This is a genomic window from Pantoea sp. AS-PWVM4, from assembly GCF_000468095.1.
Taxonomy (GTDB): Bacteria; Pseudomonadota; Gammaproteobacteria; order Enterobacterales; family Enterobacteriaceae; genus Pantoea; species Pantoea phytobeneficialis.
Genome location: NZ_ASZC01000017.1, coordinates 76,948 through 101,443, shown reverse-complemented (window position 1 = coordinate 101,443; position 24,496 = coordinate 76,948). Strand labels below are relative to the sequence as shown.

The window sequence follows — 24,496 nt, the reverse complement described above, 5'->3', positions numbered from 1 at the left end:
AAATCTGTTGCGCAACGAAAGGCGGCGATTCTAGCAAGCTGGCGCGGATAAGACGAGATTTTTGCCGGAGGCTGTGAGAAAATTACGATAACCCTTCATTTATTGTGACTAAGGAGTTGTGATGAGTACAGACCTGAAACTGGCGCTGTTTACCACTGTGGGCGCGCTACTAATGATTATCGTGTTCAGCTTCACCGCGATCCTTCATTAATAAAAAAGCCGGACCTGAAAATCAGGGTCCGGCTTGTTGTTTTATCGGGTATCGGGCGTTTTTTAGCGGATAGTTTTGGGGGTCATCATACGGCGTGCCCCGACGTAGTGTTTCAGCCAGTAATCCTCACCCAACGCACTGATTTGAATATCTTTACCGGTACGAGGCGACTGGATAAATTTGCCATTGCCAAGATAAACACCGACATGATCGGCAGTGCCGCGATTATTGATGCGGAAGAACACCAAATCCCCTTTCTCCAGCATATCGCGCTTAATCGGTGCCGCATCCCGCAGGTGATACATTTCGTTGGCGGTGCGCGGGAATTTATATTTGACCAGGTCTTTGTAGGCGTACCACACCAGACCGCTGCAATCGAAACCGGTATGCGGTGAAGTGCCACCCCATTGGTATGGTTTACCAATCTGCCCCATCAGCTTGTTCATCGCGGTTTCGCGTGCTTTCTGATAGCGCTGACGGTGAGAATTGCTCATTTTGATGGTGGTCAAATCGCGGTCATCGTCCTGCTTCGCACTTCTCTTGGCCAGACGTTGGTGACCATATTTTTTTGACGGTGATTTCAGCAGGGCTTTCTTGCTGCGGGTTTTATGCAGCGCCGTTTCCATTTTCGGCTGTTTTTTCAGCTTTAGCTTCTGAACACTGGTAGCAAGACGGGATTTTTTGGTGCTGGTTTTTACCGGACGTCGCTTGCGACGCTCATCTTCGCGCGCACTTTTTTTCTCAGCGTTATGCAAACTGGCATTGATGGGCGCATGCGGTGACGCAGAAGCCACATTAAAAAACAGTTGGGCGAAAGCCAGCATAAAAAGCGTAATGAGTAAACGCATAGTCCGGTACAGGTTAAGCAGTCTGAAGAAACAGCCCGCAGCTATGTTAGAAAAATCTGATCAACGATCAGCACCGAGATGATTCTAATCCAGTTTTTTTCTAAAAGGTAAGGCATTTTTCTATTAATGTGTTAGCAGAGTTGATATGGGGCAAAAATGAGCGATTTCAGCTGGTTAACCCAGCAGATATATTGCTAATTATTAATCGGTTCATGCTTAATCATGATATGAAAATGTTATTTATGGCACCGGAACTTAACAAACATGGCGATTGATGCGCCTGAACCGCAAAATCCCGTTTTAGTGCGGGGGTGAAATCGCTACAATAAACAAACACGAAGTGAGGAATTAAGGAAGGCAAAAATGAGTACTGTTGAGAAAATCCAGCGCCAGATCGCAGAAAACCCGATCCTGCTGTACATGAAAGGTTCGCCGAAACTGCCAAGCTGCGGTTTCTCTGCACAAGCGGTACAGGCTCTGTCTGCCTGTGGTGAGCGCTTCGCGTATGTTGATATCCTGCAAAACCCGGATATTCGTGCCGAATTGCCAAAATATGCCAACTGGCCGACCTTCCCACAGTTGTGGGTTGATGGCGAGCTGGTCGGTGGTTGCGACATCATCGTCGAGATGTTCCAGCGTGGTGAACTTCAGCCGCTGATTAAAGAAACTGCTGAGAAGTATAAAGAAGCAGAATAAGCGTTAAGGCCGACAGTCGTCGGCCTTTCTTTTGGTCACTCGGCGGAGTCTTCTTCCGACAGTTCGTCACTGAACGCCAGTGGCCAGCCCCCCAGACGTTTCCAACGGTTCACCAACTCGCAAAACAGGATGGCGGTTTGTTCGGTATCGTACAGGGCGGAATGCGCCTGGGTGCTATCAAAATCCATCCCTGCCGCTTTACAGGCTTTTGCCAGCACCGTCTGACCCAATACCAATCCACTTAATGCCGCAGTGTCGAAAGTGGCAAAGGGATGGAATGGATTACGCTTCAGACTCACGCGTTCCGCAGCAGCCATCAGGAAGTTGTGATCAAAGGTGGCATTGTGCGCCACGATAATCGCACGATTACAATGACTGTCTTTCATCCCTTTGCGCACCATCTTAAAAATGGCATGCAGCGCATCATACTCGCTCACTGCACCACGCAACGGGTTGCTGGGATCAATCCCGGTAAATGCCAGTGCTTCCGGGTTAAGAATCGCGCCTTCAAAAGGTTCAACGTTGAAATGAAGCGTCTCATCACAATGCAGCCAGCCGTCATCATCCATCTTCAGAGTGGTGGCGGCAATTTCTAACAGGGCATCGGTTTTGGCATTAAAACCGGCAGTTTCGACGTCGATCACCACGGGATAAAAGCCGCGAAAGCGTTGATGGAGAGCGTTTAAGGCGTTCGATTCAGACATCAGGATCTCATAGCAATAAATGGGGCAGCGCGCATTATGGCAAAAATCGCGGGAGGGTGCAGCAGGAGAGGTGGGTCAGCCGGTAAAAGTACAGGCTGACCTGGCAACAGGTTAGTTGCCGATGCCGTGTCCGGCATGTTTGTTTTCGATCAGCTCGATTTTATAACCATCGGGATCTTCAACAAACGCAATAACCGTGGTGCCGCCTTTAACCGGACCGGCTTCACGCGTCACTTTGCCACCGGCATGACGGATTTGGTCACAGGTGGCAGCAACATCATCAACACCCAGCGCAATATGACCGTAGGCGTTACCAAGGTCATAGCTATCCACGCCCCAGTTGTAGGTCAGTTCAATCACCGCACCTTCGCTCTCTTCGGTGTAACCGACAAACGCCAACGTGTATTTGTATTCCGTGTTCTCGCTCTTGCGCAGCAGACGCATACCCAGCACCTGGGTATAAAACTCGATTGAACGTTCCAGATCGCCAACGCGTAACATAGTGTGAAGTAAACGCATAACATCCTCTTTTAAAAAGCACAAAAGCTAAGTATAGCGAGTTAACGCTACGAAAAAACAGCGCTGCCGCACATTGGGGCGGCAGCGGGGAGATTTTACAGAGTAGGGTAGTCGGTATAGCCTTCCGCACCACCGCCGTAGAAACTTTCCGGGCGTTGTGGGTTAAGCGGCGCATCGTGTTGCAGGCGCGCAACCAGGTCCGGGTTGGCGATAAAATCGCGGCCAAACGCGACGGCATCGATCAGACCACGCTGAATCAGGTCATCTGCTTTCTCAACGCTATAGGCACCGGCACCAATGATCACCCCTGGGAACAGGGCGCGAACTTTCTCGCGGAAAGCATCGCTGTAGGGCTGACCGCCAGCCCAGTCCGGTTCTGACAGATGCAGATACGCCAGCTTGCGTTTACCCAGTTCGGAGATGTACCACAGCGCGGCGGCTTCTTCATCCGGACCGTTTTCCAGGTTCTGGAAGGCACCAATCGGCGAAATGCGGATACCAATACGGTCGGCTGACCAGTTGGCAATAGCCGCATCCACAACTTCCAGCGCGAACCGACCACGCTTCGCAATCGAACCGCCGTATTCATCAGTACGTTGGTTCGAACCAGGGGCGAGGAACTGGTGCATCAAATAACCGTGCGCAGAGTGCAATTCCAGCAGATCAAAATCGGCTTCGCGCGCATTGGCTGCTGCCTGACCAAAATCAGCCACAATCTGCTTAATTTCTGCCACGCTCAGTTCGCGCGGCAGCGAGGTATCTTCACGATAGACGCTGCCATCAGCGTGGCGTAACGACGTACGCGTACCGGCGGCCAGGGCGGAAGGAGCGACGGGTGCCAGACCGTTTGGCTGCACACTATGATGAGAGATGCGGCCGGTGTGCCATAGCTGCACGGCACTGTGACCTCCTGCGCCATGAATGGCTTCGTTAATTGCTTTCCACGCGGCGATTTGCTGCTGCGTATGCAGCCCCGGCGCACCTGCATAACCTTTCGCCTGGAAAGAAATTTGCGTTGCTTCGGTGATAATCAGACCCGCGCTGGCGCGTTGCTGATAATACTCAGCCATGAGCGGAGTCGGAATGTCGCCTGGCTCAATGCTACGCAGACGCGTCAGCGGGGCCATGAAAACGCGGTTAGGTACGGTAATCGCACCCACTTTCAGTGGGGAGAACAGCTGTTTACTCGCCATGTTGACTCCTGTATTAGACCGGTCGTCTAGGAATTGCGGTTTTTAAAATCAGTGGCTATTCAGCCACTGCTCAATGGTTTCGAGCGCCAGGCTGATGGGGCCAGGTTCTCGTGATATTTTGCTTTGCAGGCTGGCACCCAGCCAGAGCAAATAACAACGCTGCGCCAACTGTTGCGGGCTCTGACCATAAGGCAGCGCCTGCTCTGTTGCCACGTCTTGCAGGCAGCGAGCGTAAGCGCCTATTACAGCATTCGCGCCCTGTTGCAGTGCATCGCGCATCGGCTCAGAGAGATCGCACACTTCGGCAGAGAGTTTCACGCCCAGGCAACCCATAATATGGCCCTGCTCGATAAATACGTGTTCAGCGCTACGGAAGTGTTGCAGGAAGCGCTCTCGTGCTGTTGTGCCTGGTTGACTCAGCTGGCGCTCAATCATCTGCAAATGGTGGACAAAATAGCGCTCCAGCAGGGCGACGCCAAAGGCTTCCTTTGAGCGGAAGTAATGATAAAACGAGCCTTTCGGTACTTCCGCCAGCGTCAGCATCTCGCTGAGGCCCATGCCGGTGAAACCACGTTGCAGACAAACCTGCTCGCCAGTCGCGAGCAGGTGTTCTCGGGTTTCGTTGCGTTGTTGAGTCTTGTTCATGTGTCGCAGAGTAGTAGACCAGTCAGTCTAATGCAATCTTTAACTCAGCGTCTGGCACGATCTGATCATGTCCAGCCTGGGTTGATATTCGCCGGTCTGGATGTTGAACATGCCCAGCAGGGTATGGAACAGGTTATCCTGTGATACCGGAATCTCCGCTGCCTGTTGACGTAAACACCCCTGATTAACGTGATACGCGGCGGCGTAACCGGGTGACATCCACATCAACAATGGGATATGTGTTTGCTGTGAAGGAGCAAACATATAGGGTGCACCGTGCAGATACATGCCGTGTTCACCCAGCGATTCACCATGATCGGAGAGATAAACCATCGCCACGTTGAAACGGTCACTTAACGCTTTCAGTTTGTCGATAGTACGACTCAGCATGTCGTCGGTGTAGAGCAGCGAATTATCATAGGTATTGACCAGGGCCTGATGATCGCAATCCTGAATCTGATTGCTGTCGCAGGTTGGCGTAAAGCGGCGGAATTGGCTGGGATAGCGCTGATAATAAGCCGGACCGTGGCTACCCATTTGATGGAGCACGATGATCCCGTCGTTGTGCAGACTGGCGGTATAGTTATCGAGGTTATGCAGCAACACATCGTCGAGACAAAAACCGTCGTGGCAATATTGTGTCAGATTCCACATTGTCATGTCGGTATGGGGCACACGGTCGCAGGCACCTTTACATCCGCCGTCGTTTTCGCGCCACAGCACGCTCACCCCGGCATGCGCCAGCACATCGAGTAGGCCTTCCTGATGGTGTGCCAGATTGGCGTCGTATTTTTCGCGCGGCATCTTGGAAAACATGCAAGGTACGGAAACGGCGGTTTCAGTGCCACAAGAAGTAGCTTGCGGATAATAAATAACTTGCTGTTGTTTTAACTGCGGGTTGGTGTCGCGTTGATAACCGCCGAGGGAAAAGTCTTCCGCACGGCCGGTTTCACCCACCACCAGCACGACCAGGGTTTTTTTCTGTTCAGCCGCGATTAACGGGCCTTTGTGTGCATCCTGGCCAATTTTGACCAGTTGCTGGCTACCCTGTAACCAACGTTGATCGACATAGTGGCCGGTGCCGCTAACGATATTCGCCGGAGTGATCATTTTAACCAGGCCTTTGTTGTTGCGGATCAACGAGGCATAGTCTTTATAAAACAGCACGGCCATCAGCAAAATGATCAGCAGTGCGCCAAGTGCACCCGCCAAACGTTGCAGCAAACTCCACCACCAACGTTGCCCATTCTGAATACGAATGCTGCTGATAACGGCGACTGGCAGAATGCCCATCAATAGCATCCAGACCACCCAGGTTCGGCTGATTAATGCACCGGCTTCTTGTGCATTCGACTCAAACACGTTTTCGATCATGTTGGTGTCAATGACCGTACCAAAGCTATGCATAAAGTAGTTGGCAGCGGCACTGGTCAGTACCAGTACGATCAACAGAGGTTTACGGATAAATGGCCAGGCGATCAGGCTAAAAATAAAGTAGAACGCCGAAATCAGTACCACAGGGATACTGGCGGCAAACAGATAATCATGCAGTCGATCGTAGGTAATAATTTGCCAGGCGCGGAAGACAAACAGGCCATTTAAGACGATGGCAAAGAAGAGCGCAGCACCAAAATTAAACCAGGTCGAGTGACGCTGTAACTTATTCGGGGATTTCATGGAAACTCTATCAGAAAACGGAATGGTGCCAGAGTAGAGACAAAATATGAGGAAAACCTTAACGGAAGCTCAATGCAGTTACCGGCGGTACGACCTGTTTGGTAAACAGGAGTTACCCAATCTGGGTACGAATAATTAATTGCGTGGAATGTAGACCAGGGGCGTTTACTCTTTGCACAATGCCACTAAGCTGTTATCAATATGCTGCAAACCCATGACGTCGGAGTTGAAGTGGCCGAGCAACTTGAGTTTTTTCCCGTCCCCAGTCCCTGTCGCGGCATTTGCCAGAGCGATGAACGCGGCTATTGTCGTGGTTGCCTGCGCAGTCGTGAAGAGCGGTTTAACTGGATGCAATACAGCGATGCGCAGAAACGTGATGTGCTGCGTTTGTGTCGCCAGCGTTGGTTGCGCTTACAACGTAGCCAGAAGAGTGAACAACCTGACGAACCGCAACAACCCTCACTGTTCTGAGCGTCTCACCAGGTTACTTTCCGTTATACTGCCGATTCATCATTCGGAATTGTGTTTTAAGGGAGAACCTTGATGCTACAACCGCAACAGATTGCCCCGCAGGGACCGACGTTTTCACCGCTGATCATGGGTTACTGGCGTTTAATGGAGTGGGGTATGACGGCCCAGCAATGCGTACAATTTATTGAGCACCATTTGTCGCTGGGGATCACTACCGTTGACCACGCTGATATTTATGGTGATTACCGTTGTGAAGCCACGTTTGGTGAAGCACTAAAACTGGCGCCAGGCTTGCGCGAAAAACTGCAAATCGTCACCAAGTGTGGCATCGCTACGCGTGCCAAAGCGGAACATCAGATTGGTCATTACATCACCGAAGCGCGGCATATTTTGCAAAGTGCGCAAAACTCGCTGCGGCACTTCGGTACTGATTACCTTGATCTGTTGTTGATTCACCGTCCTGACCCTTTGATGGATGCGGATGAAGTGGCTGAAGCCTTTCTTGCTTTACATCAGAGCGGCAAGGTACGTCACTTTGGCGTCTCCAATTTCACACCGACGCAGTTTACGCTGTTGCAGTCGCGGCTCCCTTTTACTCTGGCGACGAACCAACTGGAAATTTCGCCTCTCGAGCAGGCGACCTTGCTGGATGGAACCCTGGATCAATGCCAGCAGTTACGCATGCGACCAATGGCCTGGTCGTGTCTTGGCGGCGGTCGTCTCTTTAACGATCCGCATTACCAGCCGCTGCGGGATGAGCTTCATCAGATACAGCAGGAAATCGGTGCCAGCAATATTGAACAGGTGGTTTATGCCTGGGTCATGAAACTGCCAAGTCATCCCTTGCCCATTATTGGTTCCGGCAAAACGGCCCGTGTCAGCGATGCGGTCGCCGCCTGTCAACTTACGCTCGATCGCCAGCAGTGGTTCCGCATTCGCAAGGCGGCGTTGGGTTACGATGTGCCCTGAAGCGTAAAAAAGCGTCAAAACCCGGCAGCCAGAACAAAAAGCGTCCAGGCTTACAGGGAAGCTAACCATAAGGAGATGTTATGAATAGAATCCTGATTGCTGTTCTGGCGGTGTTAACGAGCGGCGTTGCGCAAGCAGCGTCAGAACAGGTGACGCTGCATACGGTTACCGAGCAAGGTATTGGTGCGGCTATAGGGAAAGTCACTCTCAGTGAAACGCCCTGGGGGCTGGAGTTTACCCCCGAACTGACGGGTCTGGCACCGGGTGTGCATGGTTTTCACATCCACGCAAAAGGCAGTTGTGAACCGGGAGAGTCGGGAGGTAAAACGGTAGCGGCGGGTGCAGCAGGTGGGCATTTTGACCCGGGCAACACCGGGAAACACCTCGGACCCTATGCCAACGGTCATCTCGGCGATCTGCCGGCATTATTCGTCACCGATAATGGCAAAGCTGACTACCCGGTATTGGCTCCGCGCATCAAATCCCTGAATGAAATCAAAGGGAAGGCATTGATGGTGCATGTTGGAGGCGATAATCACGCCGATCATCCCCTGCCGCTGGGTGGCGGTGGCGCGCGTTTTGCCTGCGGTGTGATTTAACACGGTGGCGGCAATTTCCCTGCCGCCCTGATTTGCGTAACCAGACGTTTCTTCATCGATTTTTGTATTGTTCCCGTGGATTTTTCCCGCCTATGATACATAACAGGGAAAAAAGCGCAGGGGCAGGAATGAAAACCAGTGGGATCATGTTGTTATGTGCGTTGCTGGTCGGCTGTGACCAGCCTAATGATACGCAATTGCGGCTCGATGCCAGTCGACAATTGCAACGTGTGATTGACCGCAACCCATTACGTGCCAGTTGTGAAAACATTGCCCGAGGGCGCGAATGGCTGACACAACGAACGCTGGAAAAGCTGGAAGAAAAAGGCTGCCAGGAGGTGTTGCGTAGTGCGACCGAGACGGATTTCATCCACGCTGAGACTTTCCACCACAATCTGACGATGGTATGCGGCGCGATTGAGGGCAAAAGTTTTACCGGCACGGAACTGACGCGGCGCTTTATCTATTCGCCCGAGGAGAAAGCGCTGGTGGTTGAACCCATGTCGGAGCAGGATAAAACCCGTTTCGAAGGGCGAAAAACCCTGCAACAATTGCAGGCTGATTTCAATCGCCAGCAGCAGCAATATTGCCAGTAATCACCCTGGCACCGCTTGTTTCAATTGTGCCAGCGAGCAACGCAAACGCCACAAAATGCCGGCCAGCGTGTTGGCCTCGCTATCCTGTTCAACCGGAAGCTGCACAATCATCGCCTCCAGTTCATCCAGCGTCGCCTGCAAGGGCATATGACGCACGCCCCGTATACTCATGATGCGTTGTAAATCCTCCAGACTGCTGTCGCGCATCGCTGCCAGCGTCTGAGAGCCAGGCTGCCACTCACGCAACTGCCAGACAATATGCGAACAATTGAGCAGCACCACACCCCAGCGTAGCAGCCACACGCGTGCCTGCTCATCACGGCTATTACTTAACTGGCTGATATGATGATAAATCTGTGACTCGAAACGGCTTTCGCTCAGTTGGGGATGACGTCGCAGTTGATCAAGGAAGGCATGACGCAGGGCACGGATATGGCGACGGCTACGCCGGGCATCGGAACTGGGACGCAGTACCTGAAAGGCCAGCCATGCCAGCATCACGCCGCAGACCTTGGCCAGATTATCGTTGAGGAAACTCTGATAATCCCAGTCTGGCGGGTTGCTGACCGCAATAAAAGATCCCATAAACACGATAAATTGCCCCCACATACCCGCGCGGGTTTTCTGCTGCAACTTGAACAGTTGAAGGGTAGTCAGCAAAGGGAACAGCACCAGCAAAAATTGCCACAGTGCGCTGATTTGGACCATCAGGCCGAACTGCAACATAAAACTAAACACCGACAGCCACAGCAGGGTTTTCAGCAGCAGCGAGATGCTGCCCGTTGGCGAGGGGGCGGAAGAGTAAAGCACACAGGCGATTGCGGTCAGTGTCAAAGCCGCTGCACCGGAATCCCATTGCGTAGCAATCCAGAACGCACATCCCAACATAATCACGCTGAAGGTGCGAAGTGCGCTCCATCCTGCTTCGGCGCTATCGCTTTCGCGTGCCAGTGACGGAACGCGTGGGGGCTGAAATCGGGTATCCGCATCTGCTCGCTCGATCAACCTGATCCAGCGCTGGACATTAAGATACACCCAGCAAAAGTAGCGCAGGCGCTGCACAAAGGCGCGTTGGCGGTAATCGCCCGCTGCGGCCGGGGTAATGCCGCGCAGAATCAGCGCCAACTGATATTTATCACATTCCGGCTGTGCCAGTTCGTGCAACAGTTTTTGCATGGCATCAAACAGCGACTGCGGTGCCTCTGGCCAGTTCAGTAACATGCGTCGCAGGCTGGAGAGCACGCTGGTCAGGCGCAACTGTTGATGCAACACATAATTCAGGACGTTATTTTGCCGCCGAAAGCGGTAGTGGCTCCAGAACGCCTGAATACGTAGCAGATTCATGGTCAGGATCTGACTGATCACCGTCTCATGCGCACTACGAACATTGTCAGTGCTCCCTTGCTGCAACAGCAGCACGGCGTGTTCGAGCAATCTGGCATGCATCTGGCGTAGCGACTTCATCAGCGCATGCCCATCTGAAGTACTGGGCAGAACCATCATCATTAATCCGGCACATAAAATACCGGAAATCACTTCACAAACGCGTGCCTGGGTAATGGTCCATAACTCGCTGATATCGGTGATATTGACGCTGCTGAAGGCAATAATCGCTGCGGTATAACCGGCAAGCGAAAAAGCATAGGCCACATTGTTTTGATAGTGGTTGGCAATCCAGGTACATAGCGCCAGCCAGCCTGCCATAAAAAAGGCAAACAGCCAGGGTTCATTCAGCGTGTGTCCGGCAATCAGTAAAGCAGCAGTGGCACCCAGCAAACTGCCGACGATACGTCCCAGACTTTTGCTGATGGCACCCCCGACGGTAGGAAAACTGACCACGGCTGCGGAAGTCATGGCCCAGTAAGGCTGATCCAGTTGCAAGGCGTAGGCCACCGTTAGCGCCAGGCACATGGCGATTGCATTGCGCAAGGCATAGCGCCATTCACCCTGGGTGGCTTTGATCCACGGCAGATTGCGCCACGCCAACCACTGTAAATTCATCCGTGGCCTCAGCGCACAATCGAAATGGTACAGGTGGTGCCCGCCACCAGCGGGATATCCTGTGGAATGGCATCCAGATGAATACGCACCGGAACCCGTTGTGCCAGCCGCACCCAGGGGACATTGGGTTTGATATCCGGCACCAGGCCGCTGTCACTGTCGACACTCTGGTCGTAAATCGCCCGCCCGATGCTTTCCACTCTGCCTTGCAGGCGTTGACCGTTGCTGTACAGCACAATATTCGCGAGGGCACCGGGCTGGATGTGACGCAGTTTGGTTTCTTCGAAATACCCCATCACATACCATGAATGACTGTCCACCAGTGAGAACAACGGTGTGCCCGCTGTGGCGTAATTACCTGGGCGCAGCGTCAGATTACTGATCCAACCCTCCGTGGGGGCGCTGATTTTGGTCTGTTGCAGATTCCAGCGTGCCTGGTCGAGTGTCGCCTGGGCTGCTTTGGTACTCGCTGCGGCAGCATTGGCGGTCAGATGCGCTGCATCAAGATCCTCCGCTGAAATCACATTGCGGGGTAGATTGCTGCGCCGGTTCAATTCATGCTGGGCTTTCTGCTCATCCGACTGTGCTTTTGCCAGCTGTGCCTCAGCATTATCCAGGGCGATCTGCCAGGGTACCGGGTCGAGCGTCAACAACGTATCGCCTTTGTGAACAAACTGATTATCTCGCACCGCCAGCGCAACAATGCGGCCAGAAACCTGGGGGGTGATATCAACCAGTTCGGCACGGACCTTGCCATCACGCGTCCAGGGCGATTGCATGTAGTAATTCCACATCCACCAGCCCGCCAATAAAGCCAGGGCAAACACCACCAGTGTGGAAAAATATTTAAAGGGATTGAATTTCATGGCGATTTATCCGAGGCTCAGTAACCAGAGTGCGGCGCTGACGCACAGCACAAACAAGGAAAGATCCATTAATGTGGGATGCCAGATATCACCGGAATACATCCAGCCACGCAGCAACGGATGGATCAGTAGCCAGAAAAAGAAACCCAGCAGTACCGCTTTGAACAGCGGTGGGAAGAACAGAGATGCACCAAAGACCAGGTCAGTGAGTGGCGCGTTAGCGGTCAGGGGGAAAACAGACACTTGTCATCATCCTTAGTAAACCCAGATTCTCTCAATGAAGCGTAGATGAGTGCGTGTGTCAGCTGGCCTGGGATTTGTTTTTTGTCCTGTAAACTCGCAGAATAGTGTAAAATCTGGCTTGATAGCTAGCAAGCTAATTATAAGGAGATGAAATGGATACGACACTCGGAACAGATCTGTCTCGACTGGTGCGCATCTGGCGTGCCTTGATCGATCAGCGTCTGAAGCCGCTTGAGTTGACGCAAACACATTGGGTGACGTTGCATAATATTCATCAACTCCCGCCAGAGCAGTCGCAGATTCAGCTGGCGAAAGCTATTGGTATTGAGCAACCCTCTCTGGTACGCACGCTCGATCAACTGGAAGAAAAGGGATTAATCACCCGTTCAACCTGTGCAAATGACCGCCGTGCAAAACGCATCAAGCTAACCCGGCAGGCTGAGCCTATCATCGAGCAGGTCGAGAATGTGATTGATGCGACCCGTGATGACATTCTTAGCGGTATCAGCCTGGAAGAGGTAAACCAGATGGTGACGCTGATTGCCCGGCTGGAGAAGAATATTCTCGAGTTACAAAATCGCGAGAAGTAAAAACCCGCCCCTTTTGGGGCGGTGTCATTTTGAAGTCAGGCAGCCTTAAAACAGAAAAAGTTTGTTGATTTCACCGTTCAATTTTCTCTGCAAAGAAAATCGGATGTTATAAAGCTTTTTCCTGTCGATTCCCAACGAGTCGGCGATATCCTTCAGGGTGTATTCCCGCGACAGCAGATTCAAGACTTCGACCTCCAGGGTTGTCAGACTGCCAGGTTTGACACCGTTACCCCACCGGCCAATGAGAACATCTTTAATTTTTTTTGTGATGGTCTGTTTGCAATCACTGGAGTAGATCACGGTGGCAATGCGCTGGTTGTTCTTCCACCACCAGGACGCGAGATTATCCATCCTGTAATCAGATAACAATATCAATCCACTTCCGCTTTTGACTAAGTGGGATATCCAGTGCGGATCAGAAAACAGTTTGATGTTGTAGTGTGAAAAATCAACAAAGATGAAATTGAAATTCAGATGATTATGTTGTTTATCGAGCAACGCAGCCTGAATCCCAACGCGTAGATAATAATTTCTGTCAGGCCAAATGCTGTATTTAATGCCAGATGAATTCTGCATTTCCAACAGCCATTCGGAGATCGTTATCACCTCACCATCATCCTTGAGGTTTTTATTCTGTTCATTTTGCATTGGAATCAACAATCCCTGTTTCATTTCCATTGTGAAGTCTAACCAGGGGGCATGATACAAATCATGAAAAAATACAGCAAGACAGAAGTATGATACCGAAAAATTTCATTCACTGGATAAAATCCTAATGGAGATGGATGATGTAATAAAGATGAGGGAAGGGATACGTATTGTTTTCCACAGGATAATGACATATCTAAAGTTATAGTGCAGTCAGGAAAATAAGAATATGTCCTGATTTTAAGTGTTTGCCACGATGATTCTTGCGAATAAAACACGTAAAATTAGCACGAAAAGCTAAATGCACCAGGGGTGGTCGAATGTGGCAAAAGGCAGTGTTACTTATATGTTTCTTATGTGCTAATTAATAACGGTAAATATCATCATCTCATCGGTCCAGACCAGGCAGGAAGGGTTCTTTTCTCTTTCCATTCCAGAACTTAATTTTCAGCTGATAAAGAGTTTTAAGATTATTTAAAGTAGATACTAAGATAGTGGACTGTTTTTATCTTATCAATGCCAGTGATGTTGTTGTTCGTGAAGGAGCTTTTTTCATTAACGTGTTGTGTAACGGTTTAATCCAGAGCTAAATGGGTAAAGGTTTTCTTAAAGGAAGTGGTAATAATCTCAATTACCTCGCAATATCTGAGATTGCAACGAATAAGTTATAACTTTAAATAAGTTCCCGTTGCGTCATATACTTATTTTACATCTTGAAATTTTCAGTTACCCTTCGCTTGACATTCTTTTTTAAAAGATGAAAAGTAACGCCACGACCGGGTAACTTTGTAAGTAATAAAACCATAAAGCATATAAATCTTGATAGAGAATAGGATAAACCCCTTGGCTGAATGCCAATGAAAATTTAGTAATACTCTTACAACACCAGGATGTAATCTGATAATTAATTTCAGAGGCATGTTTTTGCTTGCTCAATAATATGAGCAATCCGCAGGCACACACCTTTTTGACGTTAATAGTCACACTCACTTATACAGTAGGTAAAAATGAAGATTCAGACAGGCTTAATGAAGTTCAGCCCATTGGCCTCAGCGATTTTGCTGGCCCTGCCAGTTATGGTGAATGCTGCCGACCTCAGCATGCCCAATGGTAACATCAACATGGCTAATGGGGTGCCGGTAGTCAATATCAATGGGGCTAACGGCAATGGCATATCGCATAACATTTATGACAAGTTGAATGTTGGCAAAGAAGGTTTGATTTTCAACAATAGCCAGAATGGTGCGAACACTTCTCTGGCAGGTCAGATTGCCGGGAACAGCAACTTAGCCTCAGGAACAGCCAAAGTCATTCTGAATGAAGTCACATCAAAGAATAAAAGTAATCTGAATGGCCAGATGGAAGTTGCCGGAGATAAAGCCCATCTGATCATTGCTAACCCAAATGGCATTAGTTGTGATAGCTGCGGTTTTATCAATACCGATAAAGTCACCATGACAACCGGCAAAGCAGACCTTAATAACAGTGAATTACACGGATACTCTGTCAATGGTGGTCTTATTACGACAAACGGTTTAACCAGTGATTCGCCAACGGCGATACTGGCGCGTTCCATCGTAGTTAATGGTGATATTAATGCATCAGGCCAGGAACTCACATTGATTGCGGGTAATAACTACATCGATACGTCGAATAAGGTAACGGGCACAGTGAATGCCAGCGGCGGAAGAAATAGTTATGGTATTGATGTCGCTAAACTTGGTGGTATGTACGCCAATAAGATTAACTTAATCAGCACCGAAAATGGCATCGGTGTGCGTAACGCAGGTGTGCTGGCTGCGGGGAGTGGCGGCATTCAGATTGATACGAATGGCCGTCTGATCAACAATTCAGCTCAGATTAAATCAACGGGAGCCATCGCGGTAAAAACCAAAGGTGCGCTTGAAAATGTTACCGGTAAAATCGTCAGTGATAAAACGATATCGATAGATACCAATAAAAACGGGATTAACAACAGCCGGGCGGGCAATATTATGTCTGGTGCTGATGTATATATCAGTAGCGGTGAGTTTAACAATGTTAATGGTAAGGTCGCGGCGGCTGGAACTCTGGCAATGAACACCAATAATGCGACCCTGACCAACTATGGTAAAGGTAATAGCGTTGGGATCGAAGCGGGTGTTGTCGTATTGCAAACCGGTACATTAAACAACAACAATGGCCAAATTAAAGGCTTTTACGTAGGTTCCGAATCATCCAATCTTAGTAATAATAACGGTATGATTGAGTCATACAGCGATGTGGATATTTCTACCAGCGGTTCGGTAAATAACACGTCGGGTTTGATTCGTGGTGCGAACGGCCATGTCAAAATTGATGCCTCAAAGGGCACACTCACTAACAGTGGCACCAAATCTGCGGATGCCGCAAGCTCAGATTCACTGGGGATTATTGCGGGTGATGGGGGCATTCAGATTTCGGTTGCTGCCCTTAATAACAGTAATGGCCAGATTGCATCAGCAGGGGATATTGGTTTCCTGACTAAGTCTAATGTTAACAATGTTAATGGTAAGATTGCGACTAAGAAAAGTGTGTCAATTAAGGCGGCTTCTCTTACCAATGCACAATCCAGCATTGTTGGTCAGACAGGGGTTGATATTGATTTGACCGGCGATGTTACTAACCACATTGGTATCATTTCATCTGAATATGGTGATGTGAATATCCGGGCACGGCATGTGAATAACAGTGGCGGCTTGCTGTTGGGACAGAATATCAGTCTGGATGCGGTTCATGATGTGAACAATGATACTTCACTTATCGTGGCGCAAAAGAAACTGACCATAAACGCGGGTGGCACTGTTGCCAATCAGAACGGCAACAATTTTGGTGACGTCTGGGGCCTCTATTTTGGCATGCCAAACCAGAAAGGTGGGATGATCGGTAATGGTGGTGTAGAAATCACTGCCAATACTTTAAACAATAACAACAGCCGTATTATTGCGCAGCATGCCCCTCTGACACTGGCGATAACCGGTGCGCTGTATAATGACCGCAGTATGCTGATTGGCGCGGGTGCATCAAGTATTAAAGCTGGAAGTCTGAGCAGCAATTACTCGACCATCCATTCAACAGGCGATTTATCTATCGATACCCGTAGTCTGTCTTTAGCCAGCAGCGGTAGCATCATCGATAATGATGCAACCGGTATCATTGCTGCGGATGGCGCACTGACGTTGAATGTAGCCAATAATTTTACCAATTACGGTTGGATCACCGGTAAGCAGAAAGTCAGCGTTAACACTGCGGGTGTGTTGTACAACAGGAATACCATTTATTCAGATAACGAAACCCAGGTTTACGCTAAATCCGCCGTATACAACTTTAAAGACATGGTGGCTGGGTCAAAACTAACGGTTAGTGCTACCGATACGGTTTATAACTCCGGCAATATGTTTACTGAAGGCCTTGCCAGCATTACAGGTAAACGCGTTCATAATGAAGGCAATTCAGCAGTAATGGGTGGTCGTCAGGGACTGGAACTGGAAACGGACACTCTTATTAACAGCGGGAAAGTCGTAGGGCTGTAATCATTAAGCCGGATAGAAGCAGCAGAAATGCTGCTTCTATCCCGAAAAAAATGTTATGAAAAATACCCTCAGACCATTACTGACGTCTCTTATTTTGGGCGTGAGCGAGCAGGTGGCAGCAGAAGTAGATTTAAATCGCCTGGTCAAAACGCAGCAAGATCTTGAAAATAGCACCCGTCAGGAGAATAAACTGGTAAAAAAAGACGTTTATTCAAAAGTGGAAGGTTCTGACATCAAAAGTATAGATTTTCCTGCGGAGGAAAACTGTGTAGAACTGGATGCTTTAATTATAAATAATGATTTTCTCGATGATGCCAACATTAAAAAAATAAAATCGCAGATTGCAGGGCGTTGCCTGGGAGCAGCAGGGATTGAGACGCTGGCAAATACATTGCAGGATTATTATATTAACGCGGGCTATGTGACTACGCGTATACAGATTCCCAGTCAGGATCTGGCAACCAGGAAGTTAGTCGTCGATGTGGTGCCCGGAAGGATTGAAAACATCCTGATAAAAGATAACGATATCAGAAAATGGATATTACCCTTTACATCGGGGCAAATCCTTAATGTCAGGGACATCGAGCAGGGTGTTGAAGTTCTACAAAAAGTTCCTGGGTTAAACATCGAAATCAATATCGAACCTGGTAGTAAGGCAGGTTACAGTAATGTGGTGATGAGCACCGGGCGCTTGACAAACTGGAACGCACGAACCTGGATAAATAACTGGGGTGATAAGGCAACAGGAAAATATTTACTCGGTGGTGCAGGTTATCTTTACAACCTCAGTAAAATGAATGATGTGTTCTGGTTGTCAGGCACCACAAATGCGGATCGTAAATCGGGGCGATATAACAGCATTAGTTCATATTACTCTATACCTTATGGTTATTGGGATTATGAGATTTTTTACAGCAACAGCCATTCCCGGCAACTGATTAATATTGGTCCATATGGATTCAATTATATTGGCGATAGCGAGAGCCTGAGTTTAAAGGCCACACGAACCGTTTACCGTGATCGGGATAAGAAGGTGGCGCTGAGCGCTGAACTATTGCGCAGGAAAGTGGCTTATAAGTTAGAAGATGTTGAGTTGGCGTTGCAAAAGCGCAATATGACCAACCTGCGTTTAGGAATTAATTTTAAGAGAAATATGCCAGGTGCGATACTTGATACCACCTTGTCTTATCAGCGGTTTTTCCCGTGGTTGGGTGCCGAGGAAACGCCTGATATGCAATCCGGTGATGTCAGTAAACAAAGCAATGTTCTGAATCTGGATATTAATTATACGTGGTTAGTTAATGTGTTATGGACTGACGCCTATTATGAACTTCGGTTAGGTGCACAGTATTCTCCAGATGCATTAACTTTGCAGGACCAGTTTAGCGTAGGCGACCGTTGGAATGTGCGCGGATTCGAAAATAGTGCCGGGCTTTACAGCGATAAGGGTATCTATAGCCAAAATACGCTCAACTTTATTACGGGATTCTCAAACCTGGAATGGTATCTGGGTACGGACTTTGGTGCTATTTTCAAAGGAAACAACCAACGTGACGGGATTGATTATCAACAGTTATTGGGTGCGACAGTCGGCTTGAAAGGCAGTATTAAAGCGTTGGGTTATGATGTGTCATTATCTAAACCTTTACTCTATCCACAGTCTGTCAATGCCGACAAAGTAAATTTTAATCTTAATATTTCTTATCAGTTTTAATTATCAAGGAATGATCATGTCTGTTGGTACGGATATCGTTGAAGTTGAACGGATTAAGAATGCTATTTTGCGTACAGAAATGGCTTTTCTGAAACGTGTTTTTACTGATGAGGAAATTGCACAAATCGGCGTTGAGTATCCTGATTATGAAAGAGCATCAGGGTTTTGGGCCGCAAAAGAATCCATTGTCAAAGCGACGGGGTTAGGTTTTCGCAATGGAGTTTGTTTTCATGATGCCGAAATTAGTCACGATGAAAATGGCGCGCCTTACTTCAAGCTGCATGGCCGATTAAAGGAAGTTATTACTGAAAAAGGATTTACAAACATAACCTTGAGTATTTCGCATTGTCGCTTGTACGCGATTGCCGTGACAATTTTGACTTAATTTATAAACTGAATTCCAGCTATGTATAAATATCATGATCTTATCAACAAGAACGTCTTAATAACCGGTGCCAGCGGTGATATCGGTTTGAGCATTTGCGCCGGTTTTTTGCAGCAGCAATGCCATGTCTATGCGTTGTATAAATCCAACGCAGCAGATCTACAACAGCTCAAAGAGACGCATCCACAGGGAGAACGCCTGCATATTCTCCAGTGTGACCTTGCGAATCAGGAAGCAGTGAAGCAGTTATGCCAGTATCTAAGTTCACAAGCCAGCAAACTGGACGTGCTGGTGAATAACGCCGGTATTGTGCGAGACGCACTTTTCGCAGCAATGGGTAATGATGATTTTAATACCGTGATTGATACCAATTTAATCAATACTTTTGTTCTGACGAAAGAAGCGCTTTTGTTATTAAGAGCTGCTGAGACTGCGACAATTGTCAATGTTGCCTCTATTGCTGGACTTATTCCGAGCGTCGGGCAGAGCAATTACAGTGCATCAAAAGCTGCACTGCTTGGCTTTACCCGTACGTTGGCTGCGGAGCTGGCACCCAGAGGGGTCAGAGTCAACGCAGTAGCGCCAGGTATGATTGAATCTAAAATGGTAAAAAAAGTATCACGTACTGTGGTGCGCGATGTCACGGCCTCCGTCCCCCTAAGGCGCCTGGGGAGGTGTGAGGAGGTGGCAAATACCATTATCTACTTAAGCTCCTCAGCATCCAGTTATATTGTTGGCCAGACCATCGTTATCGATGGTGGCCTGGTGATGCGGTGACTTATGTCGAAATATACTATTCCTTCACAGATATTTCTCGAGATGGGTGGCTGGCGTCAGCCACTTATCATGGTCGACAGGATCGATGATTACAAGCATGGTGAAAGTGGTTACATCAAAATAATAAAACATGTGACCTTTAATGAACCTTATATCGCAGGGCACTTCCCGGAAGACCCTATTATGCCAGGGGTGCTTATTGCAGAAATATTCGGCCAGGCCAGTGAGTACTTCTCTTTTTTGACCGACATTTGCGATATCTGGCAAGAGAGATATCAGCAAGAAATGAGAACGTTACGAGATATTCATGCAAAAATCACAGACGAAAATTTGCGTTCAATCATCCGTACACGGCGTTGTCAGGTGCGAGGTGTACTCGCTGCACAAAATTTGAAATTTAAAGATATTGCCCGGCCTGGGGATACGATTGAGGTCATCAGTAAACTTTCATTTTCAGACAGCAATGGCTTCAGACACTATGCGGTTTCTGCTCATGTTGGCAAGAAACTAATTAGCCAGGGCGTAATTATTAACTATCGGGAAGTAAAATAAATCATTACGGTGAACACAGATGAATACGATGCAAGAAAATATTGAAGAGCGTAAAGCCGTTTTACTCACCATTAAAACCGAGATCATTCAACGTCTGCATATACCAAAAAATGTGGCGCAAATTGATGACGACACCCCTTTATTCGGCAACGGACTAAAACTGGACTCAGTCGACGCTACCGAAATCTTGGTGTTATTGGATAAAAACTTCGGCATTCGACCAGGTGAAGGTGAAGACCCGTCTTATATGCGTAGCATTAACAGTCTGGCTTCATTTGTATTGCAGCAGAAACAGCATCACTAATTTTCTTACTTAATTAATGCGGGTTATTTTATGAGCGCTCTTTATAAAATGCATTTAGCGAAGAACGCCGTAATGGGCGTTTACAATGGTAAATCGGTGCCATTATCTTACACCTCCCAGGTGGAGGCTTATAAGGCAGTACGGGAAAACGCCTTACTGGTAGATTATTCACATATGTCGATTGTGCGTGTCGTGGGTGATGATGCATGGTCGCTGGTCAACCATCTGGCCTCGGCAGATGTCTCTGTCATACGCGATGAACAGGGTCTTTATTCCTTGCTGTTGAATGAAGATGGCACTGTTTGGGGCGACGCTTACATTCTTTGTACTGATGAAGGGTACTATATTCTCTCTGAGTCACTTTCTGTTGGCGATATCATTGAACGGCTCAATGTAATTTTAGAATACAGAGTCGATCTGGATATTCAGGACGTGCCAGAAATCACTGCGATGGACACTCAAGAGTGGGGCGCTGTTTTGTTGGAAGGCCCCTACGCCTGGGAACTGCTCGCTGAAATCTATGGCTTTGACATTATTGGTTTGCCCTACCACGAATATATGAACACTGATGATGGCTTAATCACTTTCCGCTGTGGCAGACATGGTGAGTATGGCTATCTGCTGGTCGGTGAGCAACTGCAACTGGTTGAAGTTTGGCAACAATTGCTTGATAAAGGTGACAAGTACCAACTGAAGATTGCCGGCCTGGACTATCAGCAGCTGGTGCGTATTGAAAATCCTTGTTGGGATGCATCCATTTATCAAAACTATAGCTGCAACCCGCTGGAATTACAGATGCAGTGGGCGATTCAATACGATAAAGAAAATTTCATTGGTAAATCGGCTGTTGAAGAATTGTCCCGTAGGGGGGCGGAACGGAAATTAGTAGGTATGATGCCGCTCGTTGAGGGTGGTGATATTAAGGCCGACGATAAGGTGGTGGCCGATGCTGTAGTGGTCGGGGTAATTATAAAAGGGGGTTATTCACCGGCAAGAAAATCTCATATTGCGCTGGCATTGATTGATAGCGATTATGCCTGGTCAGATATTGCCGGCTTTGCTATTCGCACGCCGCATGGCGATATTGCTGCCACTACACATAATCTCCCTTTCTTATATAACTTCAGTATGTTGGTTAATCCAACTGAACACAGTTTTATCGACACAACCAAGCCCAAGAGCGCGCTGTCAGGCATAAAAGTTTAGTGAATTCATGATGAAGACAAACAGAAAAAGAGTGGTCATCACCGGGATGGGTATATTGTCATCCCTGGCCGATAATATTGCCGATTTCAGGCAGGCATTGCTGAATAAGCAATGTGGCGTTACTGACAGCCTGCGTTTTGCGCAATGGTTTGAAAACGCCCGTGCGGCGGAAATTCTCCATGCCATCGATTATTCCTCGATCCCGGACGATATCCTGGAGACACAGGATAACGCTTCATTATGGGCGTGGAAGGTCAGCAAAGATGCATTAACACAAGCCGGACTGGTTAATGATCAAACCCACCTGGACAACACCGGATTAGTGATTGGTGTCTCCTCCGCTGGAACCGAGGCGTTTTTACCGCTGTTTGAACAGCGCATGCATGATTTCTCGCTAAAGAAAGCCATTTACTCCGGTGGTTTCTCTTCATGCTGCGCCAGCGTGGCAACGCTACTCGGCCTGAAAGGGGGCTCGGAACTGGTTGCCACCGCTTGCACGGCCAGCCCTAATGCCATTGGTATCGCCTTTGATCTTATTCAAAATGGCAAAAATAAAACCATGTTGGCAGTGGGCACTGAGCCGATTTATCTGCCAACGTTTGCCGGATTTTATGCTCTGAACGTCATGCATCCTGAGTCTTGTTCGCCTTTTTCTGGCCGTTCGGGTATGTCGATCGGTGAGGGCGCGGGAGCCATTGTCCTCGAGGAGTATGAGCACGCACTGGCCCGAGGGGCCACGATCTACGGTGAAATTCTCTCTTATGCCACCTCCTGCGACGCTTACCACGAAACCGGCCCGGACCCGCGCGCCAGCGGAGCAGTTCAGGTGATGAACAAAGCGTTGCAGAACGCCGGTATCACCGCCGATGAGATCGATTATGTGAACCTGCACGGTACCGGGACCGAAGCCAACGATCGCATCGAAACGCTGGCGATGAAGAAGGTGTTTCCGCGCATTGAGCAACTACCGGTCAGTTCGACCAAATCTTTCCTTGGCCATAATATCGGGGCTGCCGGAATTGTTGAATTGATCGCATGTCTGGTGACGTTGCCACAAGGAAATCTGTTACCGACCCTGAATTTCACTGCACCGCGAGCCAACTGTGATCTGAATTATGTGCCGAACGAATTCAGAGAAAAAGACGTGACGATTTTCATGAAAAACAATTATGCCTTTGGTGGTAATAACTGCTGCATGATTGTCAGTACTCGGGCGGGGACGACGCCGGTGACCTCATATCAGGCGAAACGCGTTGCTATTACAGGCATCGGTGCAGTTTCAGCCATCGGCCATAGCATCAACGAAATTCTTGAGCATTGCTGGACGCAGGAAAAAGCCGTCAAGTTAAGCCCGGTGGCTTTTTATGACGATACGCTGGCCGAAGCCAGAGAGTTATTGGATGTTCTTCACGAAACCGGCCAGTTTACTGCACCGCAAAACGAACCCAATTTTAAAACTTTTCAGGTACAAAACCTGGAACCGCGTAAGCATCTTCGCCGCTTCGATGCCCGCAAAGCGACGCGCGCCGGTACTTTCGCGCTCATCGCTCTGACTGAGGCGTTGAATCAGGCACAACGCAAGATCAAACGTGACGGTGAGGCGTTGGGATTGGTGATGGGGATGTCGCGTGGTCCACAGGAGACAACCTACAAGTATTTGCAGAGTCTGAAGCCGGACCCTCGTAAAGTGCGCACGTCTGAGTTCCCTGGATCGTTGATGAATGCGATCACCACCTTCTGTGGCATCTCCGAAGGTATCAAGGGCTATACCACCACGTTGGCCAATGGACAAAACGCCGCGCTGGGTGCCCTGGCGTATGGCTACGAGATGGTCCGTCAGCAGTTGCAGGCACAGGTGCTGGTCGGTGGGGCTGACGAATATTTCCCTTCTATGTCGCTTTATATGGATGCGGTGACTGAGAAAATTCAGATGAAGTCACAAGCCTGTGAATACCAGATCTACGGCGATAATCCGCAAGGTTTTGTCCCCGGAGAAGGGGCATGCATGCTGCTATTAGAAGATCTCGATGCGGCTTTGGCACGTCATGTCGGCGTTCAGGCAGAAATCATTGGCTACGGGAAATCTAACGGCAACAGCTATTTTGACCCGCAGCAGACAGATGAGAAGGCCGATGCTATGGCTCTAGCTATTCAACGGGCATTTTCTGATGCCGGGGTGTCAGCGGGAGAGATTGACCTGGTTTGCGGTACCTCAAATGGCGCAGCGGAGAGCGTTCAGGTGGAACTCAACGCAATTGAACGCATTTTCCGCCATGATAAACCGCAGGTGCCAGTGGTTAACTACAATGCTTTCTTTGGTTTTGTTGAGTCTTGTGCAGCATTATTGAATCTGGCGGTGATTGTCGACTGTATTAAAAAGCAAGCGGTCCCGGCAATTCCCTATACAGAAACGTTCTGTGATGAGCGTATTAACTTTGTTCGTACCCCGTTGCAGCAAAAGATTGGTCTGGTGCTGCTGGTAGGTGCTAATGAAGGTGGCAACTTCACAGCGTTTATCATTAAGGGATAAT

Annotated in this window: 25 protein-coding genes; 15 read left to right on the top strand and 10 right to left on the bottom strand. The window is 48.8% G+C overall.

All coding sequences use genetic code 11. The annotated features are described in order from the left end of the window. Positions 1-121: 121 nt before the first annotated feature. Positions 122-211, top strand: a complete 90-nt coding sequence (locus L579_RS23825; RefSeq protein ID WP_150105780.1) for a cytochrome bd-I oxidase subunit CydH — start codon at positions 122-124, stop codon at positions 209-211. Between the two features lie 62 nt (positions 212-273). Here L579_RS23825 and L579_RS16045 read toward each other — a convergent pair whose 3' ends face one another. Further along, a complete protein-coding gene (locus tag L579_RS16045) occupies positions 274-1,059 on the bottom strand; it encodes a C40 family peptidase (RefSeq protein WP_021185245.1) in 786 nt (261 codons plus the stop codon). A 363-nt stretch (positions 1,060-1,422) separates the two neighbouring features. Between L579_RS16045 and L579_RS16040 the strand changes: the two genes are divergently transcribed. Next, positions 1,423-1,755, top strand: a complete 333-nt coding sequence (locus L579_RS16040; RefSeq protein ID WP_021185244.1) for a Grx4 family monothiol glutaredoxin — start codon at positions 1,423-1,425, stop codon at positions 1,753-1,755. Between the two features lie 35 nt (positions 1,756-1,790). Here L579_RS16040 and rnt read toward each other — a convergent pair whose 3' ends face one another. The 5 genes from rnt to eptA all read right to left on the bottom strand — a co-directional run bounded on the left by rnt (position 1,791) and on the right by eptA (position 6,493). Further along, a complete protein-coding gene (gene rnt / locus L579_RS16035; protein WP_021185243.1) occupies positions 1,791-2,459 on the bottom strand; it encodes a ribonuclease T in 669 nt (222 codons plus the stop codon). Between the two features lie 111 nt (positions 2,460-2,570). Next, a complete protein-coding gene (gene gloA / locus L579_RS16030) occupies positions 2,571-2,978 on the bottom strand; it encodes a lactoylglutathione lyase (RefSeq protein ID WP_021185242.1) in 408 nt (135 codons plus the stop codon). A gap of 95 nt (positions 2,979-3,073) precedes the next feature. Beyond that, positions 3,074-4,171: an alkene reductase gene (locus tag L579_RS16025; RefSeq protein ID WP_021185241.1), complete on the bottom strand. Its 1,098-nt coding sequence runs from the start codon at positions 4,169-4,171 to the stop codon at positions 3,074-3,076. A gap of 48 nt (positions 4,172-4,219) precedes the next feature. Beyond that, a complete protein-coding gene (locus tag L579_RS16020) occupies positions 4,220-4,816 on the bottom strand; it encodes a TetR/AcrR family transcriptional regulator (protein ID WP_021185240.1) in 597 nt (198 codons plus the stop codon). Positions 4,817-4,855: 39 nt separating this feature from the next. Beyond that, a complete protein-coding gene (eptA, locus tag L579_RS16015; RefSeq protein WP_021185239.1) occupies positions 4,856-6,493 on the bottom strand; it encodes a phosphoethanolamine transferase EptA in 1,638 nt (545 codons plus the stop codon). Between the two features lie 201 nt (positions 6,494-6,694). Between eptA and L579_RS16010 the strand changes: the two genes are divergently transcribed. The 4 genes from L579_RS16010 to L579_RS15995 all read left to right on the top strand — a co-directional run bounded on the left by L579_RS16010 (position 6,695) and on the right by L579_RS15995 (position 9,128). Continuing rightward, the gene (locus L579_RS16010; RefSeq protein WP_021185238.1) at positions 6,695-6,964 is read left to right on the top strand and encodes a DUF1289 domain-containing protein; all 270 of its coding nucleotides are present in this window, start codon (positions 6,695-6,697) and stop codon (positions 6,962-6,964) included. A 72-nt stretch (positions 6,965-7,036) separates the two neighbouring features. Beyond that, positions 7,037-7,933 (top strand): aldo/keto reductase, encoded by an 897-nt coding sequence (locus L579_RS16005; protein ID WP_021185237.1) that lies wholly within the window; start codon positions 7,037-7,039, stop codon positions 7,931-7,933. Between the two features lie 80 nt (positions 7,934-8,013). Continuing rightward, positions 8,014-8,532, top strand: coding sequence for a superoxide dismutase family protein (sodC, locus tag L579_RS16000; protein ID WP_021185236.1), 519 nt, complete (start codon positions 8,014-8,016; stop codon positions 8,530-8,532). Between the two features lie 128 nt (positions 8,533-8,660). After that, complete coding sequence (locus tag L579_RS15995; protein WP_036626931.1) at positions 8,661-9,128, top strand: hypothetical protein; 468 nt, start codon at positions 8,661-8,663, stop codon at positions 9,126-9,128. Here the strand turns inward: L579_RS15995 and L579_RS15990 are convergent, their stop codons facing one another. Genes L579_RS15990 through L579_RS15980 form a run of 3 tightly spaced genes read right to left on the bottom strand, consistent with a single transcriptional unit; the run spans position 9,129 to position 12,238 of the window. After that, the gene (locus L579_RS15990; RefSeq protein WP_021185234.1) at positions 9,129-11,129 is read right to left on the bottom strand and encodes an FUSC family protein; all 2,001 of its coding nucleotides are present in this window, start codon (positions 11,127-11,129) and stop codon (positions 9,129-9,131) included. It abuts the gene before it with no gap. A gap of 8 nt (positions 11,130-11,137) precedes the next feature. After that, complete coding sequence (locus L579_RS15985) at positions 11,138-11,995, bottom strand: efflux RND transporter periplasmic adaptor subunit (RefSeq protein ID WP_021185233.1); 858 nt, start codon at positions 11,993-11,995, stop codon at positions 11,138-11,140. Positions 11,996-12,001: 6 nt separating this feature from the next. Continuing rightward, the gene (locus tag L579_RS15980; protein ID WP_021185232.1) at positions 12,002-12,238 is read right to left on the bottom strand and encodes a DUF1656 domain-containing protein; all 237 of its coding nucleotides are present in this window, start codon (positions 12,236-12,238) and stop codon (positions 12,002-12,004) included. A gap of 152 nt (positions 12,239-12,390) precedes the next feature. On the opposite strand from L579_RS15980, the gene slyA reads away from it, so the two are divergent. Beyond that, positions 12,391-12,828, top strand: coding sequence for a transcriptional regulator SlyA (gene slyA / locus L579_RS15975; protein ID WP_021185231.1), 438 nt, complete (start codon positions 12,391-12,393; stop codon positions 12,826-12,828). Positions 12,829-12,873: 45 nt separating this feature from the next. Here the strand turns inward: slyA and L579_RS15970 are convergent, their stop codons facing one another. Further along, positions 12,874-13,476 carry a response regulator transcription factor gene (locus L579_RS15970; protein WP_152521894.1) on the bottom strand — a complete coding sequence of 201 codons (603 nt, stop codon included), beginning with the start codon at positions 13,474-13,476 and terminating at the stop codon, positions 12,874-12,876. Positions 13,477-14,483: 1,007 nt separating this feature from the next. Here L579_RS15970 and L579_RS15965 point away from each other — a divergent pair. From L579_RS15965 to L579_RS15930, 8 genes are read left to right on the top strand one after another with little or no spacing between them, the layout of a single operon-like run. Continuing rightward, positions 14,484-17,027 (top strand): two-partner secretion domain-containing protein, encoded by a 2,544-nt coding sequence (locus L579_RS15965; RefSeq protein WP_051337981.1) that lies wholly within the window; start codon positions 14,484-14,486, stop codon positions 17,025-17,027. A 55-nt stretch (positions 17,028-17,082) separates the two neighbouring features. Further along, the gene (locus L579_RS15960) at positions 17,083-18,741 is read left to right on the top strand and encodes a ShlB/FhaC/HecB family hemolysin secretion/activation protein (protein WP_021185228.1); all 1,659 of its coding nucleotides are present in this window, start codon (positions 17,083-17,085) and stop codon (positions 18,739-18,741) included. A 16-nt stretch (positions 18,742-18,757) separates the two neighbouring features. Further along, positions 18,758-19,126 carry a holo-ACP synthase gene (gene acpS / locus L579_RS15955; RefSeq protein WP_021185227.1) on the top strand — a complete coding sequence of 123 codons (369 nt, stop codon included), beginning with the start codon at positions 18,758-18,760 and terminating at the stop codon, positions 19,124-19,126. Positions 19,127-19,147: 21 nt separating this feature from the next. Next, positions 19,148-19,903, top strand: a complete 756-nt coding sequence (locus L579_RS15950) for an SDR family oxidoreductase (RefSeq protein ID WP_021185226.1) — start codon at positions 19,148-19,150, stop codon at positions 19,901-19,903. Between the two features lie 3 nt (positions 19,904-19,906). Then, entirely contained in the window at positions 19,907-20,455 is a 549-nt protein-coding gene (locus L579_RS15945) for a 3-hydroxyacyl-ACP dehydratase FabZ family protein (RefSeq protein ID WP_036626930.1), read from the top strand. 19 nt (positions 20,456-20,474) lie between these two features. Beyond that, entirely contained in the window at positions 20,475-20,759 is a 285-nt protein-coding gene (locus tag L579_RS15940) for a phosphopantetheine-binding protein (RefSeq protein ID WP_036626927.1), read from the top strand. A 30-nt stretch (positions 20,760-20,789) separates the two neighbouring features. Beyond that, entirely contained in the window at positions 20,790-21,965 is a 1,176-nt protein-coding gene (locus tag L579_RS15935; RefSeq protein ID WP_021185223.1) for an aminomethyltransferase family protein, read from the top strand. A gap of 10 nt (positions 21,966-21,975) precedes the next feature. Further along, positions 21,976-24,495: a beta-ketoacyl-[acyl-carrier-protein] synthase family protein gene (locus L579_RS15930; protein ID WP_071783597.1), complete on the top strand. Its 2,520-nt coding sequence runs from the start codon at positions 21,976-21,978 to the stop codon at positions 24,493-24,495. Position 24,496: the final 1 nt, after the last annotated feature.